The following is a 17,569-nucleotide window of genomic DNA, read 5'->3' on the forward strand; positions in this document are numbered from 1 at the left end:
TTAAAGAGTAGATATCTGCTCTATTTACTCCTCAATGCCTCTTCATCCAATCCACTGCGTCTTTCACAAGTTGTCGGTTCATTTCAGGAGGAATATAGTGTGTATAGCCTTCCAAGTACCAAGTTTCAAATTCTTTATTCTCATCACGCAATGCATTTTCCAGCAATAAAGCCTGTTCAAAAGACACGTTCGTATCAAGAGTCCCATGGATAATCAGTGTCGGAATATCGATCTCTTCCATTCGAAACAATGCTGTCCTCTCGCGATATGCATCTGGTTGATTATTCGGCGTGCCACCAATGACACGCTTCATCATCCGGCGCATGTCCTGCCGCTCTTTGTAGGTGAATACCACGTCTGAGACTCCTGCCCATGTCACCATGGAAGTTAAATCATCGCGCATAATAGCTGTCCATAATGCCATGATTCCACCTCTTGAGAAAGAAAATAGATGAATGCGATCCGAGTTGACAGCACGTTGCTGTTTCAGTACTTCTACTCCTACTACTGCATCATTGCGATCTTCTCCGGCAAATTCATCTTTCCCTTCACCACCGCGATTTCCGCGATAGTAAGGAGCGAAGACGACAAGCCCATGGGACGCAAATTGTGCAATTCGGGCTGGTCTTACCATTCCCACATGTTGTATGCCCCCACGTAAATAAAGCAAGCCATCATACCGCCCTATTGCTTTTGGCGTTGCGAGTAACCCTTTTACATGCAAGCCATCAGAACTATAGGTGATCTCTTCTAATGTCACATGTGGGTTTGGGGAAGGATAGTCTTTTCTTCGAATGATTTGACCATCAGTTTGTTCCATCATTCGCTTCCACCCACTTCCTTAGTTCACCCATTCCGCGGTCTTTCATATGGAAACTAAGTTCCGTACAGGCGTCAAGTTCAGTGTCTGTCATCCACACCGCTCCTTCAGTTTCCATTAATGTAAAGTCTTTTTCCACATGTATGATATCTCCTGTGAAAACAGCTTTGCAGAACGGTGGATCAGTAAATACGACGTACTCCGCAAATGAATGGACATTATCTATGGTGACTCCTGTCTCTTCCATTGTTTCCCGAATGGCAGCTTGTTCAATTGTCTCTCCCGGCTCTGCCTTTCCACCTGGGAACTCCATGCCTCGAATTCGATGTTTGGTTAATAACCAGTGATCATCGTGCTTAATCATAACGAGAACATGTCGGGATTCGATATGATGTGGATTGGGTCCGAAAGTCAATTCGACATTGGCTCCCTGCAAATCTTCAAATTTCAGCAATATGGATCACGTCCTTTCCTCTAGTGTAGCGGAAAGGTAAATGAAAATTCAACGAAATAGCGGCAGTTGCTCGATAAAACGTTTAGACTCATCATCGGTGTATTCATGAATCAAGGCGAAGACCTTCTTCAAGCGTACGTCCACTTTATCATTGTCTTGGTCATAGTGATATGGAATATACGGTAAATGGGACCGCAAAAAGTTTTGAAATTCCAGCTGTTCCATTTGAGAAAATAATTTTTCGAATACGGGATATGCTTCTCTTGTAACTTCTACTTTGTATTCCCATGTCGAAGCGTGAGGATCGGTGAGAACCATTTTGTGATTAAGTGATATATACATCGGATATTTTTCTTCTGTCATAATCATCCTACTTTCTTTTTTACGTAGGATGCCTCGTTATGAAAAGTTTATTCTGCTACAAAAAAACCTATTAACGGTATTTTGTTAATAGGTCATCGTTTTATAATTCTGGATTTTGTTCTTCATACACTACTTTTTCAACTGCCAACGCCACGTTAATGTGTACATTTGGATCTAATGGATGTGGCACTAAATCATCACGCTTTGTGCTGTCTACAATCGCCAAAGCCGCAGCGATGAGCATCGGATACGTGATGGACTTTGCATTGGCATTCAGTGCACCTCGAAAAATTCCGGGGAAACCCAGCACGTTATTGACTAAACGGCCGTCAGCTGCATAGGCTGCGCCTGCTTCCAATGCAATTTCTGGCGTAATTTCTGCATTTGGATTAGATAATGCCAAGATAATTTGACCTTTACGAATCATTTCTGGCTTGATCAGATTAGCTACGCCAGTTGTCGCGATCACTACATCACAAGTCTCCATGATTTCCTCCAGTGTTTCAACAACAGTACCGCCATATTCTGCTAACATCTCTTTTGCATGAGGATTAGGGTCTGTTCCTTTCATTTCTGCTACACCATATGCCATAAACATACGACTAATGGCTAAGCCTGCTGCACCTAGGCCGATTTGGCCCACTGATGCATTGCCCAGCTCCACTCCGACATGTTTGCATGCTGTGAGCGCTGCTGCCAATGCAACGACTGCTGTGCCGTGCTGATCATCATGCATTACTGGAATCGGTAATTCTTTTTTCAAACGCTCTTCGATTTCAAAGCAATGCGGAGACCCGATATCTTCCAATAAAATAGCACCAAAGCCTTGATGGATATGTTTGACTGTTTCTACGATTTCATCGGGATCACTCGTATCAAGTAAAATGGGAATACCACTAATACCAACAAATTGATCAAACAAAACGGCTTTCCCTTCCATGACAGGCATACCTGCTACAGGGCCAATATCTCCAAGTCCTAAAATGGCCGTACCATCTGTCACGATGGCTACTGTATTTGAAATACCTGTGAAATAATTTGCCTGTTCGGGATCCTCTTGAATAGTTTTGCATACACTTGCCACTCCCGGTGTATACACTCTTCGTAAATCTGCAAGTGAACGGATTTCATGTGTGGCTTTCATATGAATTTTTCCACCCTCATGCATTTGCAGAACATCATCTGTCACGGCTTGAACTTTAATACCTTGTTTCAAGTTCTCAATCGCCATAACTATTTCAGCCAAATGCTCCTGATCATTACATTGTAGTGCGATTTCTCTGATCGTGGAAAGCGTTCCTACTTTAATCGTTTGGATGTCACCAATATCTCCATTCAGCTGACCGATTGCCATAGTTACCTTTCCAAGATTCCCCGGTTTAGAAGGGGTTTCAATAATTAGGTTTCGCAAAAACTGTCCTTGAGCCATGTTTAGTATACCTCCTACTAAGTCTAATTTTATTTATATTTTAACAGGATCTTTGCTTACTACCATAAAAAAACACACATCTCTACTCATATGAGATGTGTGCTCCCCTATCAAGCCTTGATATCAATAGAAGCGCCTTTTGTTGGATGCGCGACCGGTTGATTTTCGAGGCCATTCAACATATCATTCATAGCAGAAGTCTCCATTGAAAGGGCTTTGTTCATGACGCTCATTTGAACGGTTGATTGCAAGCTTCTCAACTGGCTGGACATAATTGAATTGATATCCATGTCGTTCAACTCCTCCCTGGTATTCACTTCTTACTATCGGTTAATTTTTTGATGAATGAAGGGGTTTTACTCGTTTGTTTCGCCTAGGAATGCATTTAACATCCACTGATGCTTCTCAACACTCTGATAAACCGCGTTCAACATATCTTCCGTCATATCATCGGAATCCTTCGCTGCAAGATCCATACCTTTTTTCAATGATTTCATTGTCTTATCAAAGTCATCTACTAATGTTTGCACCATATCATTCGCTTTTTCTGTGCCTTTTGCTTCGTCCACAACAGATTCAGACAAATGCTGTGTCAGTGTTGCAGTCGGCTCGCCGCCTAATGTCAGTACGCGTTCTGCAATTTCGTCCATATGCAATGTCGCTTCATTGTATAACTCTTCAAATTTAGCGTGTAATGTGAAGAAATGACTACCTTTTACATACCAGTGATAGTTATGAAGTTTCGCATACAACACCGACCATGTAGATACTTGTTTGTTTAGCTCCTGAATTAATTCCTTAGACATAAAAAAACACTCCTCTAATCGTTTTAGGCTTCTCTCTTTTAATTTACCACATATATAGGTAAACTAAACCTTATTACGTCTGAAGGTGATAAAAATGCTAAAGAAAGTAGTAATACAACTGATTCGTTTCTACCAGAAGTTTATTTCTCCCTTATCGCCGCCCTCTTGTCGATTTCATCCGACATGTTCACATTACGGGGTGGAGGCCATTGAGACACATGGAGTACTCAAAGGGAGTTGGCTTGCGGTAATACGAATTTTAAAATGTCATCCATTTCATAAAGGTGGATTTGATCCGGTACCCCCTAGAAAAATGAATAAAAATACACTGAACTAGGTTGCAAACAGATAGCATATCTTGTATGATGAGAAAACAATCTAAATAGTAATCATTCCGATTACGTAACGGAGGCTTTTCTAATGAAAAATCGTTTGCTGTTGCTTGGTGCCGCTCTACTGCTCGTATTAAGTGGTTGTACCAACACTACGACAACTGAGCCGGATGATTCGTCGTCCGATCCATTACTCGTCTATACGACAGTCTACCCATTGCAATATTTCACTGAACGCATTGGTGGAGAGTATGTTGACGTGAGATCCATTTATCCGCCTGGTACAGATGAGCACGTCTTTGAACCTACACAGAAAGATATGATGGCCTTGGCCAAGGGAGATTTGTTCTTCTATATCGGACTTGGACTTGAAGGTTTTGTACAAAAGACAGAGAAAACGTTGCAGAATGAAGATATTCTGTTTGTTCCGATTGCCGATTCTATCGATCCTGAGGAATTAGAAGGTGGACATTCACACGAACATGGAGAAGAAGAGCATGAAGATCATGGGCATGACGATCACGGGCATGAAGATGCGATCGATCCACATGTTTGGATCTCTCCTTATCTCAGCACGAAGCTGGCAGAGAAAATTACGCAAGAGTTGTCAGATGAATTGCCTGAGCATGCAGAGTCTTTTAAAAAGAACTTTGATAGGTTATATGATGAATTAGAAGAATTAGATCGCGGATTTAAGACAATGGCTGATGACGCACCTAACAAAACATTCTTCGTGTCTCATGCAGCATTTGGCTACTTGGCTGACGCTTACGGATTACAGCAACTCGCAGTATCTGGTCTTGATTCCCAAAATGAACCTTCTCAAAAGGAATTAGCTTCTCTTGTTAAAGATGCGAAAGAGCAAGACATCCAGTATATTTTATTTGAACAAAACGTCAGCTCAAAATTGGCTGAAGTCATCAAAAAAGAACTGAATGCCGAAGCGCTTACTTTGCATAATTTGAGTGTACTTACTGAAGAGGATATCCAAAAAGAAGAAACGTACTTCACTCTCATGGAACAAAATCTGGAAGTACTACAAAAAGCTTTAGGAAACTAACAGTGGACGAATACTCCACTGTTTTTTTATAACCATTTTTTCAATTCGAATCGCATCAGTTTATTTGATGCATTACGTGGCAATTGCTCTACGAATCGAAATTCTTTCGGTAGTTTATATCGTGCTAAACGTTTGGAACAGAATTCCAACAGTTCATCTTCACTGACCGAACCAACGAGGAATGCAACAGGTACTTGCCCCCACTCGGTATCTTCTTTACCACATACGCCCGCTTCTCTTATAGCGGGATGTGCTAGCAAAATATTTTCAATCTCAGCAGGATAAATATTCTCGCCACCTGAAATGATTAAATCAGCACGTCGATCGACGATGAATAAATAACCTTCCTCGTCAAGATAGCCAGCATCCCCTGTAGCAAGCCAACCGTCTTCGGTCAATGCGTTGCGTGTACTCTGGCTTCCAATGTAACCTGGCGTCACGTGAGGGCCTTTTATGAGCACTTCACCTACTTCACCTGGTTGAGCGGTATCTTTAATTGCAATTTGATTGAAAAATAAAGGTTTACCTGCTGAACCAACTTTTCGCGTGGCATCTGCTTTTCCAAGAGTTGTCGTTTGTGAACATGTTTCAGTCATACCGTACGTCTGAAGTATTGGTAGTCCACATGCGGTGGCACGCTCCAAATAATCTAGTGGCACAGGTCCCCCACCAACGAGCATCGTACGGAAGAGTGGATGTGCTTTACTATCCGTTGTTTCCATCACACGAACAATTTGATCCAACGTCAGGGCAACGACCGACATGGCCGTGACGCGCCCTGCAATAATTTGTGCAGCAGCTTCTTTTGCATCAAATTTTTCGTACAGGCGCATTTCCATTCCGTAGATCACGGAGCGAATGACGATCGATAGACCACTTATGTGAAATAGCGGCATCATACAAAGCCATGAATCTTTGTCAGTCAACCCGAGATTCAGCGCAGATGCGAGTGCGCTCGACGTATGATTGCCTGCTGTCTGACGAACGCCTTTAGGAACGCCTGTAGTGCCTGAAGTGTACATAATTGAAAGCGTCTGATCTTCTTCCCACTGTTCCTGCATGGCGAACTCTTTTCGTTCAGACTTCCGAACTGTGGAATAGAACAGGCTCTCGACGTCATCTAATTCTAGACGGGTCTGTAGTTGATCATCTATCAGCACAACTTTTGCTTCGGAATCGCGTATTTGCCAGCGTAGTTCCTGTTCTGTCAGTCGATTGTTCAGACAGACTATTTCCGCACTTACTAACCAACATGCATGGATGAAAAGAACCGTTTGGTCATTAGACTGGCTAAGCAACGCAACCCTGCTATTTGACTGAACTCCGAGATGATGAAGTTGTTGTGCGATTTCAAGGGATTGTTCATATAGTTCGCGGTATGACCAGTGTCCTTGCCCAGTAACTATAGCGGATGCGTCAGGCGTCAATTTCGCCCGTTGCATAAGCCAATTAGGGATCATCATAAGTAATTCCTCCAATTAAAAATTAACGTAATGAAAAAGCTGCCCCAATTAGGCAGCTTTCATTTATTTAAGGGAAACGTGGGAATTGATCGAAGTCTGGTTTACGCTTTTCTTTAAACGCATCGCGTCCTTCTTTCGCTTCATCCGTTGTGTAATAAAGCAATGTAGCGTCACCAGCTAATTGCTGAAGTCCAGCCAAGCCGTCTGTATCGGCATTCATCGCTGCTTTCAAGAAGCGAAGTGCAGTTGGACTCTTGGCTAGCATTTCTTCACACCATTGAACGGTTTCGTCTTCAAGCCGCTCATAAGGAACCACTGTGTTGACTAAGCCCATATCAAGTGCTTCTTGTGCGTCGTATTGACGGCATAGGTACCAGATTTCACGTGCTTTTTTATGACCTATAATGCGTGCAAGGTATCCTGAACCATATCCTGCGTCAAATGAGCCCACAGTAGGTCCTGTTTGTCCGAAACGTGCATTGTCTGCAGCGATGGTTAAGTCACACACTACATGTAGCACGTGACCGCCACCGATTGCGTATCCTGCAACCATTGCGACAACTGGCTTTGGAATAACGCGAATTAAACGCTGAAGATCCAAGACGTTCAAGCGTGGAATTTCGTCATCTCCAACATATCCACCGTGACCACGAACAGATTGATCGCCTCCTGAACAGAACGCTTTCTCTCCTTCACCAGTTAACACGATCACTCCAATTCGCTGATCATCTCTTGCGCGTGAAAATGCATCGATTAGTTCCATTACGGTTTTCGGACGGAATGCGTTGCGTACTTCCGGACGATTAATCGTAATTTTTGCGATACCATTGTACATTTCGTACTTGATATCATCATATGTACGAAGCGTTTCCCATTGACGGGTCATAATAAATTCCTCCTCGTTTTTTACATTTTTTTCAGGTAACTCTTTATCATTGTAACAAATTGTTGAGGTTTTTCCACGTGAATTGCATGCCCCGCGTCTTTTATCGTTTCATGCTGCGCATTTGGCAGGCTTTTCATCATTTCCTGCGCAATACTTTCAAATTTCACATCTTCACTACCGGTAAGCAATAAAACAGGAAGTGAAAGTTGCTCGAGCGACTGCCAGTAAGAAGGCTGACTGCCCGTCCCTATGCCCCGTAAACTGTTTGCCAACCCAATCGGCCGTTGATTGAGACGTTCATTACGCACTGCTTGCTGTTGTGACTCAGATAACTTCTTCTGTGACTGAAACAACGGAATCTCCTGCCAAAAGTCAACGAATTCTATTATCCCCTGCTGCTCTATCCTATCCGCAAGCTTGGCATCTGCTGTTCGTCTTGCGAGCTGCTGTTCTGACGTACGCAAGCCTGGTGAACTGCTCTCAAGCACCAGACTCGTTACCTTTTCGGGATACATGACAGTAAAACCTAAGGCAACACGCCCTCCCATCGAGTAACCAATTACCACCGTTTTCTCAATTTCAAGCTTCTGCAAAACTTCATACAAATCCTTGATCTGTTCTTCCATCTTGTAGCGATTCATCGTTTCAGGCGCTTCCGTCTTGCCATGTCCGATCAGATCAACTGCTATTACATAATAATCCGTCATAAGTGCTTCAATCGTTTTCCGCCAAGTAGCCGTTGAACCTGTGAAACCATGCAACAGGACAACTGCAGGCAATTGCTTATTTCCGTATCGTGCCACATGCGTATCAATACCTCTGATTGTCAATACTTCAGTCGTCAATGCGTTCCACCCTCTTCGCGATTTCCCGCCACACAGAACGATGCGCTTCCACATTGTCTGCACGCACTGTCGCCACTTCAATGATGCGTAGATTAGCTGTTTTATCTGTTTGCATTGCCTGTTCAAATGCTTGTGTCGTATCGACCGCATCGTATTGCGCCTCATACATCGCTGCGATAGGATGGAACGTTAAATTAGTGGGTGTCCCAAATAATTGCTCATAATGATGTTCAATAGAAGCTTGCGGCAAATAAGAGAAAATTCCACCGCCATTGTTATTAATTAGAACAATCGTCAAATCGGTTTGCTGTAAACGAGAAATGATCAGTCCATTGACGTCATGCAAAAACGCCAAATCTCCAATTAATAAATACGTTGTACGTTTGCGGCCTTCTTGAATACCAAGAGCAGTCGAGACTACCCCATCAATCCCATTCGTCCCTCGATTGCAGAACAATGAAATATCACGATTCGTCTTTTTGAAATGAGTATCCAAGTCCCGAATCGGCATACTACTGCTGCAAACTACATCCGAGCCATCCGGTAAATTGGCAATGAACTGACGAACGAAGTGCCCTTCATCTTGCTGGAAATGTTGATCTTCGTTCATAACATCTGTGGAAATTTGATTGGCTTTAGCCCACTGTTTTGTATACTCAGTTCGCTCGCGAGGCACGGATACTTGCTGCCAAATACTTGCTGCACTCACTTGCAAATGATGAGTAGTCAGCCCAATCGGGTCACGATAATTTGGTGAATCATCCACCACAATATACGTTTCTGGACAAGTCTTCTTTAAAAACAAGAGTAGTGGTTTAGAAATGGGCTGCGGACCGAATCGTATGACGCAATCAGGTCGCATGTTTTCGGCAAACACTTCACTTTTTAACAACGCGTCATACTGATCAATACAAAGATCGTCACAATCTGCCGGTACTTGTGAGCGTAGATTGGATAACGGATCGCATAGGACGGGCCATTGAAGTGCTTTAGCAAACTGCCAGAAACGTTCTTTGTCTAGAGTAGTTGCTTGCTCACCCATAACAAGTATTCCTTTTTTCGATTGCGTAACGGACGTTTCAAGTACTGCTTTCATTTCTTCCGTTACAGCCAACTTCCCTACTACCTGTTGTTGGAACCGGCTGGCAGGCGCGGTTGCTTGTAAATCAATTAATAGAGGTTCTCGAAATGGTACATTCAAGTGCACAGGTCCTTGTGGTGCCGTTTTCGCAACAGAAAGAAGTCTAACTGCACGTTGTTCCATATAGCGTAAGATGTCTTCTCGATTTTCAGGGATAGGAAAATCGACGCTATCTTTGACGTGTTCCCCAAACATGCGAATTTGATCTATCGCCTGTGGAGCCCCTACTTCACGCAATTCATGTGGACGATCCGCTGTGATGACGATCAACGGCAATCTTGCATAAAATGCTTCAGTAATTGCAGGATGATAGTTCGATGCTGCTGTTCCTGACGTACATAGTAAAACAACTGGCTGCCCAGTTGCCTTCACTAATCCAAGCGCGTAAAAAGCTGCTGAACGCTCATCGGTATGCATATAGGTCTGCATATCCTTCGAATTCGTAAATGCATACGCAAGCGGTGTGGATCTGGAACCTGGACTAATAACCGCCTTTTTCGCACCTTGCCGAATAAGAGTATCCGTTAAGCGAAGCACATAACTCGTCAATCCTGTTTCGTGATCATTCATGTAAACGGCCTCCGAGCGCGCGTAACACAGGACGGAATTTCACCCATGTTTCCGCATATTCTTCCATTGGTGTAGAATCGGCGACAATACCGCCACCAGCATATAAATAGGCTTCATTACCAGTTAGCAATCCAGAACGGATAGCTACCGCAAATTCTCCATTACCTGCAGAATCCACCCAGCCTATTGGTCCGGCATAAAAGCCACGGTCCATTTGCTCTTCTTCGCGGATAATTTCGAGCGCTTCCTGACGCGGCACGCCACCTAAAGCAGGTGTCGGATGAAGAGCTTCTACTAAACGGAATATGTCCATGTCGTTCGCAAGCTTCCCTTCAACCGGTGTGAACAAATGCTGTATATCCCGTACCTTCAAAAGTTTTGGTGTTTTATTGACTTGCAATGATGTACAGAATTCCGCAAAGACTTGTGTAATCATATCGACTACATATTGATGTTCTTCACGATTTTTTTTATCTCGTAATAGCACTTCACCAAGTCGTTGGTCTTCTTGAGACGTCTTTCCGCGTTCTATAGAACCTGCTACACACGCTGAATATGCATGTCCATTATAAATCTCAACCAATCGCTCAGGAGTCGCACCGAAGAACATCTCATCGCCAATTTGCAGGCCAAAGTGATAACTAGCGGACTGCTCATTGGTAATGGTATGCAATGCAGCAGCCTTTTGGAATTCTTCTTCGAAAGTCAGTTTAATTTTACGTGCAATGACTACTTTCTCTGCCTCTTGCGCTTTAATATGCGAGGTTACGTGCTCGACCGCGTCCACATAGCGTTCCGTAGCCAATTCTGTTTGTTTGATTACGTCTGGCTTTCCTTGAAACGTGAATTCGTCAACTTGTGCAATATGGATCAAGCGGTCACGTTCTTGACGCAATGCTTCAAAGTCTGCTGCCGCTTGCGGTTCCTCTGTAATATAATTAATAGACACATACGTTTTACCCTTTTCGATTTTCAATTGGAATAAAGGCACAGTGAAATAAGCAGCCGGAAAAGCACGCCACTCATCATCTTGACGCGTATGAGGATCAAAAGAAAATCCGCCAAACAACACTGGATTGATATCTTTTTCTTCCTTAATCAATCCTTCACATAACGTTGCCCATTGTGAAGATATCGACTGAAACCGATCCATCTCTGCTGTTAAAACTGTAGCCTGACCCAAACCGACAAGCTTTACTGTCTTATCTGCATTCTGCCAGAAGAAACGATGCTCACCATAATGTGATAGGCCTGCTTCAAAAAAAGCAAGCGGACTAAGCGTTTCCACTTCCAATGTTTCCGTAAAAAATCTAGATTCAGCGCTTGTTGCCGGAACCGTCTTCTCTCGATCGGTTAATTTCCGAATCATCCTACTCTCTCCTTCTCATCATGCTATATGTTTTTCGACAATTTACGTTCAGCCATACTTTCTTCGAACGATAAGTACCTCTATTCTAGCACATTGGACGCTGTACTTAATATATAATGTCTCGCTGTGCAGGAGAGCATTCGACAATTATCTTTTATGGTTGTCTCTTCTTACCTAACTGGTTGTTTTTGTTGTATACTATCAGATGATGACTACATGTATAAGGAGAGATTACCCGTGCAACACACTATAGAAACCGATACCGGCTGGCGAGTTTGGTGGCAACTAACACGTCCTCACACATTGACTGCCGCATTTGCACCCGTCTTTTTAGGAACCATGATTGCGCTACAATACGGTTCACTTCATTTTCCACTATTTTTAGCGATGCTTGTAGCCAGTTTATTTTTACAGATGGCCACAAATATGTTCAATGAGTACTATGATTTTAAACGAGGACTCGATGATGAACACTCGATCGGTATTGGCGGTACGATCGTGCGAAACGGTGTACAACCTAAAACTGTATTAAACCTAGCACTTACTCTGTATGGCTTATCTGTTCTACTAGGCATTTACATTTGCATGGAAACTTCCTGGTGGTTAGCTGCTGTAGGTTCCGTTGCCATGTTGATTGGCTATTTGTATACAGGAGGACCCTACCCGATTGCATATACGCCATTCGGTGAGCTCGTTTCTGGGTTCGTTATGGGCATGCTCTTGATCTTGATCGCATTCTATATCCAAACAGGAACTGTCACAGGCAATGCGATATTACTATCAGTACCAAGCATGCTATTAGTCGGAGCCATTATGTTAGCAAATAATATTCGTGATATTGTGCAGGATACTAAGGGTGGCAGAAAAACTATGGCGATTCTCGTAGGGCGAAATCATGCTGTTACGATATTGGCAACGTTTTTCATCGTCTCATACGTATGGATCGTTGTACTGGTTGTGACAGGACATGTATCTCCATGGGCATTACTCGTACTACTGAGCATCCCCAAACCGCTCCATGCAACGAAAACTTTCCGCAAGCATGAACAACCCATTCAAGTCATGCCGGCGATGAAGGATACTGGCGTTACAAATACGCTATTCGGACTGCTTCTCGGTATCGGCATTCTCATTGCTCACTTTGTCTGAATAAACAACAACCACAACGTCCACACTGTAAAAGGTGGACGTTTTTTGTTGTAAAGGTTTACTCTAGCTTGTAAACAGGGAAAGACTGAATAAGAAAGCTTTCTCAGACTTCATAGATCAACTAGGAAAGCCACATAGAAAGGGTCGTGACTATATTGTTAACAACTACACAAATTCAACAACTAAAAAAAGAATTACTAGCTATGGAAGATCGTTTGACTGAAACGGAAAATGAGACGGAAATCGTCAAGAATGCCCAAGAAGATGTAGGTGAATTATCAATGTATGATAATCACCCTGCTGACATGGGAACGGAGTTGTACGAGCGTGAAAAGGACATGGCACTTAATACACACGCAGAAAGTGAATTGGAGAAGGTCCAGAACGCATTACAAGCTATCAAAGACGGCACGTACGGTACATGTGAAGTTTGTGGTAAGGAAATACAAGTAGAACGCTTAGAAGCAATCCCTTACACTACTGTGTGTATTGAAGACGCACAGAAAGATGTGCCGACTGATCGACCGGTTGAAAATGATTTATTAATCATGGCAGATCCTAATTCATTTGCCGCACGAAGAGAAGGTGACGCAATAGATTACGAAGATAGCTTCCAGGAGATTGCGCAATCCGGAACATCTGAAACCCCTTCCGACTTCTCAGGTAATAAAAACCGTGACTACGAGGATTTATACGATGAAGAAAATGATGATAGCGCAGAAGAGTACGAAGAGTTTGCAGTGTCCGACATTACAGGCGAACCTGCTGGCTTTGTACGTAATGAAGAAGCAATTGAATATGAAGAGGAGTTAGACGAAGAAGGGATTGAATCACCGTTAGGCGACATCCCGTATAAAGAACGTGATAGCTATATTGACGCGGAGGAAGATAATTAATTCATAGGAGTACGTCTCATGAGCAAGGCTCGTGGGACTTACTCTTTTACACAGGTTTTCGTTCTATAATTGTTAATGAAGAAATAGAAAAAAGGTATTGCACAGTTATGCAATACCTTTTTTGTATGTATGACCCCTACGGGATTCGAACCCGTGATACCGCCGTGAAAGGGCGGTGTCTTAACCGCTTGACCAAGGGGCCAAAATTATGGCGGAGAAGGAGGGATTCGAACCCTCGCACCGCTTTCGCGATCTACACCCTTAGCAGGGGCGCCTCTTGAGCCACTTGAGTACTTCCCCATAAAATGGCTCCGCAGGTAAGACTCGAACTTACGACCGATCGGTTAACAGCCGATTGCTCTACCACTGAGCTACTGCGGAATGGTGGGCCTAAGTGGACTCGAACCACCGACCTCACGCTTATCAGGCGTGCGCTCTAACCAGCTGAGCTATAGGCCCATATTGGAGCGGGTAGGGAGAATCGAACTCCCATCATCAGCTTGGAAGGCTGAGGTTTTACCACTAAACTATACCCGCATTCATGGTGGCTCAGGACGGAATCGAACCGCCGACACAAGGATTTTCAGTCCTTTGCTCTACCGACTGAGCTACTGAGCCACATATGTTATTTCTAGAAAGACGCTCTTTAAAGCGGATGTATAAAATGGCGGTCCCGACGGGAATCGAACCCGCGATCTCCTGCGTGACAGGCAGGCATGTTAACCGCTACACCACGGGACCTTGGTTGCGGGGACAGGATTTGAACCTGTGACCTTTGGGTTATGAGCCCAACGAGCTACCACTGCTCCACCCCGCGATAATACAAATGTTACTTTATTAATAACTTAACGCCTTTATTATCTTAACATAACTACTTAGTAAAGTAAAGCTATTGTTAAAGAAAATATGGCGGAGGAAGAGGGATTCGAACCCCCGCGGGCTTTAACACCCCTGTCGGTTTTCAAGACCGATCCCTTCAGCCGGGCTTGGGTATTCCTCCGTGAAATAAATAATCTGGTGGACCTTGCAGGACTCGAACCTGCGACCGGACGGTTATGAGCCGTCTGCTCTAACCAACTGAGCTAAAGGTCCTTAGGATAGCGGCGGAGGGATTTGAACCCCCGACCCTACGGGTATGAACCGTATGCTCTAGCCAACTGAGCTACGCCGCTGCAATTAGTCAGTTATAAAGAATAATTGGTGGAGCCTAACGGGATCGAACCGTTGACCTCCTGCGTGCAAGGCAGGCGCTCTCCCAGCTGAGCTAAGGCCCCAATAAGTGGTCGGGAAGACAGGATTCGAACCTGCGACCCCTTGGTCCCAAACCAAGTGCTCTACCAAGCTGAGCTACTTCCCGACTATAAAGAATATAAAAGATATAGAAATTATAATAATATGGCGCGCCTGGCAGGAGTCGAACCCACAACCTTCTGATCCGTAGTCAGACGCTCTATCCAATTGAGCTACAGGCGCATATTATAGAATTAATTGGTGCCGAGAACCGGAATCGAACCGGTACGGTAGTCACCTACCGCAGGATTTTAAGTCCTGTGCGTCTGCCAGTTCCGCCACCCCGGCAAGAGTGGAATTAAAAAGCGGAAGACGGGATTCGAACCCGCGACCCCGACCTTGGCAAGGTCGTATTCTACCACTGAACTACTTCCGCATAAAGATGCGGGTGAAGGGAGTCGAACCCCCACGCCCGAAGGCACTAGATCCTAAGTCTAGCGTGTCTGCCAGTTCCACCACACCCGCGATATGTTTTGGCAAAAATAATGGTGAGCCGTACAGGATTCGAACCTGTGACCCTCTGATTAAAAGTCAGATGCTCTACCAACTGAGCTAACGGCTCGTACTAAGTGGTGCCGGCGAAAGGACTTGAACCCTCAACCTACTGATTACAAGTCAGTTGCTCTACCAGTTGAGCTACACCGGCAGGTGTAGAATATATGGTGGAGGATGACGGGCTCGAACCGCCGACCCCCTGCTTGTAAGGCAGGTGCTCTCCCAGCTGAGCTAATCCTCCTGGGTATAATTGAAGTTTTAAATTAGTATATTCTTTTTCTTTCTGATCACTCGGTTATGTATGAACTACTCAGTGTTGATCTTAAGAATAGAATTGCCTGGCGACGTCTTACTCTCACAGGGGGAAACCCCCAACTACCATCAGCGCTGAAGAGCTTAACTTCCGTGTTCGGTATGGGAACGGGTGTGACCTCTTCGCTATCGTCACCAGACTTTGTATCCTCTTCTTGAGGACATTTATTATTATAACACTTGTTAGTATTAATGCAAGCATTATTTTTAATAATTTTTGAGTAAATGTTATTCACTCAAAACTGAATAAAAGACATTGCGTAGTTCAAGTAACTACTTTTTAAGCTGTCCAGCCTCAGCGGCCAGATGCTCGGGTCATAAGTCAAAGCTGCTATGCGGTAAACTGCACCGCTACGCATCTTCGTCTTATGCCTGTCGCATCTAGACGGCCGCTTCGGCTTTTCATAATAGGTTAAGTCCTCGATCGATTAGTATCTGTCAGCTACATACGTCGCCGTACTTACACCCCAGACCTATCCACCTCATCATCTTTGAGGGATCTTACTTACTTGCGTAATGGGAAATCTCATCTTGAAGGGGGCTTCATGCTTAGATGCTTTCAGCATTTATCCCGTCCATACATAGCTACCCAGCGATGCCTTTGGCAAGACAACTGGTACACCAGCGGTATGTCCATCCCGGTCCTCTCGTACTAAGGACAGCTCTTCTCAAATTTCCTGCGCCCGCGACGGATAGGGACCGAACTGTCTCACGACGTTCTGAACCCAGCTCGCGTGCCGCTTTAATGGGCGAACAGCCCAACCCTTGGGACCGACTACAGCCCCAGGATGCGACGAGCCGACATCGAGGTGCCAAACCTCCCCGTCGATGTGGACTCTTGGGGGAGATAAGCCTGTTATCCCCGGGGTAGCTTTTATCCGTTGAGCGATGGCCCTTCCATGCGGAACCACCGGATCACTAAGTCCGTCTTTCGACCCTGCTCGACTTGTAGGTCTCGCAGTCAAGCTTCCTTATGCCTTTGCACTCTGCGAATGATGTCCAACCATTCTGAGGAAACCTTTGAGCGCCTCCGTTACTCTTTAGGAGGCGACCGCCCCAGTCAAACTGTCCACCTGACACTGTCTCCTGCCCGGATCACGGGCAAGGGTTAGAAGTCCAATACAGCCAGGGTAGTATCCCACCAATGCCTCCTCCGAAGCTGGCGCTCCGGAATCCAAGGCTCCTACCTATCCTGTACAGGCTGCACCGGAATTCAATATCAGGCTACAGTAAAGCTCCACGGGGTCTTTCCGTCCTGTCGCGGGTAATGCGCATCTTCACGCATATTATAATTTCACCGAGTCTCTCGTTGAGACAGTGCCCAGATCGTTACGCCTTTCGTGCGGGTCGGAACTTACCCGACAAGGAATTTCGCTACCTTAGGACCGTTATAGTTACGGCCGCCGTTTACTGGGGCTTCAATTCGGAGCTTCGCTTGCGCTAACCCCTCCTCTTAACCTTCCAGCACCGGGCAGGCGTCAGCCCCTATACGTCATCTTACGATTTTGCAGAGACCTGTGTTTTTGCTAAACAGTCGCCTGGGCCTATTCACTGCGGCTCTCTCGGGCTATTCACCCTACCAGAGCACCCCTTCTCCCGAAGTTACGGGGTCATTTTGCCGAGTTCCTTAACGAGAGTTCTCTCGATCACCTTAGGATTCTCTCCTCGCCTACCTGTGTCGGTTTGCGGTACAGGCACCTCCCGCCTCGCTAGAGGCTTTTCTTGGCAGTGTGAAATCAGGGACTCTGGAGATTAAATCTCCTCGCCATCACAGCCTGGTGTTGGATGAGAACGGGATTTGCCTCGTTCTCCACCTCACTGCTTAGACACACAACCAACTGTGTGCTCACCCTATCCTACTGCGTCCCCCCATTACTCAAACGGCGGGG

At 44.8% G+C, this 17,569-nt stretch carries 15 protein-coding genes, 20 tRNA genes and 2 rRNA genes (1 of these 37 cut by a window edge); 4 read left to right on the forward strand and 33 right to left on the reverse strand.

Annotation, left to right across the window (positions count from 1 at the left end):
- Positions 1–31: 31 nt before the first annotated feature.
- The 6 genes from SporoP17a_RS04170 to SporoP17a_RS04195 form a co-directional block, all read right to left on the reverse strand.
- Positions 32–823, reverse strand: a complete 792-nt coding sequence (locus tag SporoP17a_RS04170; RefSeq protein WP_083032846.1) for an alpha/beta hydrolase family protein — start codon at positions 821–823, stop codon at positions 32–34.
- Positions 807–1,274 carry an NUDIX hydrolase gene (locus tag SporoP17a_RS04175; protein WP_237262378.1) on the reverse strand — a complete coding sequence of 156 codons (468 nt, stop codon included), beginning with the start codon at positions 1,272–1,274 and terminating at the stop codon, positions 807–809. The genes SporoP17a_RS04170 and SporoP17a_RS04175 overlap by 17 nt, the downstream gene beginning before the upstream one ends.
- A gap of 48 nt (positions 1,275–1,322) precedes the next feature.
- Positions 1,323–1,637, reverse strand: a complete 315-nt coding sequence (locus tag SporoP17a_RS04180) for a transposase (protein ID WP_233193621.1) — start codon at positions 1,635–1,637, stop codon at positions 1,323–1,325.
- 100 nt (positions 1,638–1,737) lie between these two features.
- Positions 1,738–3,066 (reverse strand): NAD-dependent malic enzyme, encoded by a 1,329-nt coding sequence (locus SporoP17a_RS04185; protein WP_083032850.1) that lies wholly within the window; start codon positions 3,064–3,066, stop codon positions 1,738–1,740.
- 110 nt (positions 3,067–3,176) lie between these two features.
- Positions 3,177–3,356, reverse strand: a complete 180-nt coding sequence (locus SporoP17a_RS04190; RefSeq protein WP_029055127.1) for a putative motility protein — start codon at positions 3,354–3,356, stop codon at positions 3,177–3,179.
- A gap of 66 nt (positions 3,357–3,422) precedes the next feature.
- Complete coding sequence (locus tag SporoP17a_RS04195; RefSeq protein WP_083032853.1) at positions 3,423–3,872, reverse strand: Dps family protein; 450 nt, start codon at positions 3,870–3,872, stop codon at positions 3,423–3,425.
- Positions 3,873–3,966: 94 nt separating this feature from the next.
- Here SporoP17a_RS04195 and yidD point away from each other — a divergent pair, with 94 nt between their 5' ends.
- Together yidD and SporoP17a_RS04205 are read left to right on the forward strand one after the other, a co-directional pair.
- Complete coding sequence (gene yidD, locus SporoP17a_RS04200; protein WP_083032856.1) at positions 3,967–4,209, forward strand: membrane protein insertion efficiency factor YidD; 243 nt, start codon at positions 3,967–3,969, stop codon at positions 4,207–4,209.
- A gap of 83 nt (positions 4,210–4,292) precedes the next feature.
- On the forward strand, positions 4,293–5,264 hold the full coding sequence (locus SporoP17a_RS04205; protein WP_083032859.1) for a metal ABC transporter solute-binding protein, Zn/Mn family: 972 nt from the start codon (positions 4,293–4,295) through the stop codon (positions 5,262–5,264).
- A gap of 26 nt (positions 5,265–5,290) precedes the next feature.
- Here SporoP17a_RS04205 and SporoP17a_RS04210 read toward each other — a convergent pair whose 3' ends face one another.
- The 5 genes from SporoP17a_RS04210 to SporoP17a_RS04230 form a co-directional block, all read right to left on the reverse strand.
- Positions 5,291–6,727, reverse strand: a complete 1,437-nt coding sequence (locus SporoP17a_RS04210; RefSeq protein WP_208859811.1) for an o-succinylbenzoate--CoA ligase — start codon at positions 6,725–6,727, stop codon at positions 5,291–5,293.
- A 67-nt stretch (positions 6,728–6,794) separates the two neighbouring features.
- Positions 6,795–7,613 carry a 1,4-dihydroxy-2-naphthoyl-CoA synthase gene (gene menB / locus SporoP17a_RS04215; RefSeq protein WP_083032862.1) on the reverse strand — a complete coding sequence of 273 codons (819 nt, stop codon included), beginning with the start codon at positions 7,611–7,613 and terminating at the stop codon, positions 6,795–6,797.
- A 20-nt stretch (positions 7,614–7,633) separates the two neighbouring features.
- Positions 7,634–8,458, reverse strand: a complete 825-nt coding sequence (menH, locus tag SporoP17a_RS04220; protein ID WP_237262379.1) for a 2-succinyl-6-hydroxy-2,4-cyclohexadiene-1-carboxylate synthase — start codon at positions 8,456–8,458, stop codon at positions 7,634–7,636.
- A complete protein-coding gene (gene menD, locus SporoP17a_RS04225) occupies positions 8,448–10,169 on the reverse strand; it encodes a 2-succinyl-5-enolpyruvyl-6-hydroxy-3-cyclohexene-1-carboxylic-acid synthase (RefSeq protein ID WP_083032865.1) in 1,722 nt (573 codons plus the stop codon). Before menD ends, menH begins: the two co-directional genes overlap by 11 nt.
- Positions 10,162–11,538 carry an isochorismate synthase gene (locus tag SporoP17a_RS04230; protein WP_083032868.1) on the reverse strand — a complete coding sequence of 459 codons (1,377 nt, stop codon included), beginning with the start codon at positions 11,536–11,538 and terminating at the stop codon, positions 10,162–10,164. The genes menD and SporoP17a_RS04230 overlap by 8 nt, the downstream gene beginning before the upstream one ends.
- A 237-nt stretch (positions 11,539–11,775) precedes the next feature.
- On the opposite strand from SporoP17a_RS04230, the gene SporoP17a_RS04235 reads away from it, so the two are divergent.
- The gene (locus SporoP17a_RS04235) at positions 11,776–12,687 is read left to right on the forward strand and encodes a 1,4-dihydroxy-2-naphthoate polyprenyltransferase (RefSeq protein WP_156890520.1); all 912 of its coding nucleotides are present in this window, start codon (positions 11,776–11,778) and stop codon (positions 12,685–12,687) included.
- A gap of 146 nt (positions 12,688–12,833) precedes the next feature.
- Positions 12,834–13,583 carry a TraR/DksA C4-type zinc finger protein gene (locus tag SporoP17a_RS04240; RefSeq protein ID WP_420542195.1) on the forward strand — a complete coding sequence of 250 codons (750 nt, stop codon included), beginning with the start codon at positions 12,834–12,836 and terminating at the stop codon, positions 13,581–13,583.
- Between the two features lie 130 nt (positions 13,584–13,713).
- Here SporoP17a_RS04240 and SporoP17a_RS04245 read toward each other — a convergent pair.
- The 22 genes from SporoP17a_RS04245 to SporoP17a_RS04350 form a co-directional block, all read right to left on the reverse strand.
- Positions 13,714–13,785, reverse strand: a tRNA-Glu gene (locus SporoP17a_RS04245).
- 7 nt (positions 13,786–13,792) lie between these two features.
- Positions 13,793–13,883 (reverse strand) — tRNA-Ser (locus SporoP17a_RS04250).
- Positions 13,884–13,889: 6 nt separating this feature from the next.
- Positions 13,890–13,964: transfer RNA gene (locus SporoP17a_RS04255), tRNA-Asn, on the reverse strand.
- 1 nt (position 13,965) lies between these two features.
- Positions 13,966–14,042: transfer RNA gene (locus SporoP17a_RS04260), tRNA-Ile, on the reverse strand.
- A gap of 4 nt (positions 14,043–14,046) precedes the next feature.
- A tRNA-Gly gene (locus SporoP17a_RS04265) sits at positions 14,047–14,120 on the reverse strand.
- Positions 14,121–14,125: 5 nt separating this feature from the next.
- A tRNA-Phe gene (locus tag SporoP17a_RS04270) sits at positions 14,126–14,201 on the reverse strand.
- 47 nt (positions 14,202–14,248) lie between these two features.
- Positions 14,249–14,324: transfer RNA gene (locus SporoP17a_RS04275), tRNA-Asp, on the reverse strand.
- 1 nt (position 14,325) lies between these two features.
- Positions 14,326–14,400 (reverse strand) — tRNA-Met (locus SporoP17a_RS04280).
- Between the two features lie 90 nt (positions 14,401–14,490).
- A tRNA-Ser gene (locus tag SporoP17a_RS04285) sits at positions 14,491–14,583 on the reverse strand.
- A gap of 15 nt (positions 14,584–14,598) precedes the next feature.
- Positions 14,599–14,675 (reverse strand) — tRNA-Ile (locus SporoP17a_RS04290).
- Between the two features lie 6 nt (positions 14,676–14,681).
- Positions 14,682–14,755 (reverse strand) — tRNA-Met (locus tag SporoP17a_RS04295).
- Between the two features lie 26 nt (positions 14,756–14,781).
- Positions 14,782–14,857: transfer RNA gene (locus SporoP17a_RS04300), tRNA-Ala, on the reverse strand.
- A gap of 6 nt (positions 14,858–14,863) precedes the next feature.
- Positions 14,864–14,940: transfer RNA gene (locus SporoP17a_RS04305), tRNA-Pro, on the reverse strand.
- 39 nt (positions 14,941–14,979) lie between these two features.
- Positions 14,980–15,056, reverse strand: a tRNA-Arg gene (locus SporoP17a_RS04310).
- A 16-nt stretch (positions 15,057–15,072) separates the two neighbouring features.
- Positions 15,073–15,161, reverse strand: a tRNA-Leu gene (locus SporoP17a_RS04315).
- 16 nt (positions 15,162–15,177) lie between these two features.
- Positions 15,178–15,249 (reverse strand) — tRNA-Gly (locus SporoP17a_RS04320).
- Between the two features lie 7 nt (positions 15,250–15,256).
- Positions 15,257–15,338 (reverse strand) — tRNA-Leu (locus SporoP17a_RS04325).
- A gap of 21 nt (positions 15,339–15,359) precedes the next feature.
- Positions 15,360–15,435 (reverse strand) — tRNA-Lys (locus SporoP17a_RS04330).
- Positions 15,436–15,443: 8 nt separating this feature from the next.
- Positions 15,444–15,519: transfer RNA gene (locus SporoP17a_RS04335), tRNA-Thr, on the reverse strand.
- Positions 15,520–15,533: 14 nt separating this feature from the next.
- A tRNA-Val gene (locus SporoP17a_RS04340) sits at positions 15,534–15,609 on the reverse strand.
- Positions 15,610–15,704: 95 nt separating this feature from the next.
- Positions 15,705–15,820: ribosomal RNA gene (gene rrf, locus SporoP17a_RS04345) — 5S ribosomal RNA — on the reverse strand.
- A gap of 268 nt (positions 15,821–16,088) precedes the next feature.
- Positions 16,089–17,569: ribosomal RNA gene (locus tag SporoP17a_RS04350) — 23S ribosomal RNA — on the reverse strand (it continues 1,449 nt past the right edge of the window).

The sequence above is a fragment of the Sporosarcina ureae genome (assembly GCF_002082015.1).
Lineage (GTDB): Bacteria > Bacillota > Bacilli > Bacillales_A > Planococcaceae > Sporosarcina > Sporosarcina ureae_A.